This window comes from Pseudoalteromonas sp. P80D2, from assembly GCF_036680945.1.
Taxonomy (GTDB): Bacteria; Pseudomonadota; Gammaproteobacteria; order Enterobacterales; family Alteromonadaceae; genus Pseudoalteromonas; species Pseudoalteromonas shioyasakiensis.
The window spans coordinates 1-1,251 of record NZ_JAZDAR010000005.1; the positions used below are offsets into that span (position 1 = coordinate 1).

1 protein-coding gene is annotated in these 1,251 nt (G+C 41.6%); it reads left to right on the plus strand.

The features are described from left to right. Positions 1 to 45: 45 nt before the first annotated feature. Positions 46 to 1,217 (plus strand): IS3 family transposase gene (locus VRK28_RS00040; RefSeq protein WP_332393063.1). Its coding sequence is split into 2 segments (ribosomal slippage): positions 46 to 319 and positions 319 to 1,217, totalling 1,173 coding nucleotides; the frame shifts between segments, so codons are not numbered across the junction. Positions 1,218 to 1,251 lie beyond the last annotated feature (34 nt).

The window sequence follows — 1,251 nt, forward strand, 5'->3', positions numbered from 1 at the left end:
TGATCTGACTCCATAAAAGTAGACACCTTTTTGGAGTCAGTAATCATGAAAGTAAAGTCACAGCGTAGATATTCCCTCGAATTTAAAATAAAAGTCGTTCAAGAGTCGTTAGACACCACAGATACAGTTAAGATGGTCGCGAATAAATACGGAATTCATCCTGACATGCTATCAAGTTGGAGAAGTCACATGACCTCGAAAAAGAAAACGGCAAAGCCACTTAAGAACCAAGGCCCAGACAAATCATACACAGATTTAGAGCGCCAAATTCGCAAGCTTGAGAAGCAACTCGAAGATGCTCAGTTGGAGAATGACGTTTTAAAAAAGGCGAAGGTCTACTTCGACAGCCTAAAAGAATAAGGTTCGAATATATCCACAAGGTCACAGACGCCAAACGCACAGTGAAAAAGTTGTGCAGTTGGTTATCTGTGTCGCCGGCTGGGTATTATAAATGGTTAAAGCAATTACCTAGCACACGCCAGAAAGAGAACAGTTCGTTACTTAAGTTTCTAAAGCATATTAGCGACCAAGAGCACTGTATCCCGGGCTATAGAAAGCTTTGGGAAGCAGCGGTAGCACATGGCTTTGATTGCAGTAAAGGACGTGTGCAGAGGCTGTTACAAAGCGTTGGCTATCGTTCAAAATCAGGTAAGAGACGCTATACAAGTCGCGCGAAGATAGAAGGTACAATCAAAGCGAGTAATTTATTACGGCGTCAGTTTAATGTTGATACAGCAAATACCGTGTGGGTATCAGATATCACACAAGTACGCTGTAAGGATGGTTGGCAGTATTTATGCGTCATCCTTGATTTGTATTCTCGTAAGGTTGTTGGCTGGGTAACAAGCCGTATAAACAACGCCGAGTTAGTTATTAAAACACTGAGAAAAGCATGGTCAGCACGTAAACCTGATGGTGCGAACTTGCTCTTTCATTCAGACCAAGGAGCTCAGTATGTCGCAAAGGAAACAGTGAAGTGGTTAACTAATAGAGGTGTCACAGTGAGTATGTCTAGAAAAGGCAACTGCTGGGATAACGCGTGCTCAGAAAGCTTCTTCGCACAGTATAAAAAGGAGTGGATAAAGAATTTAAATGAACTGAGTCGTAGTGAAATGACAACACAAACGTATTTTTATATTGAAAAATACTACAACTCAGTAAGAAGGCATGGCACCCTAGGGTATAAAAGTCCCATGCAGTACGAACAAGTTAATTAAACCCCGTGTCTACTTTATCGGGGTCAGATCATAT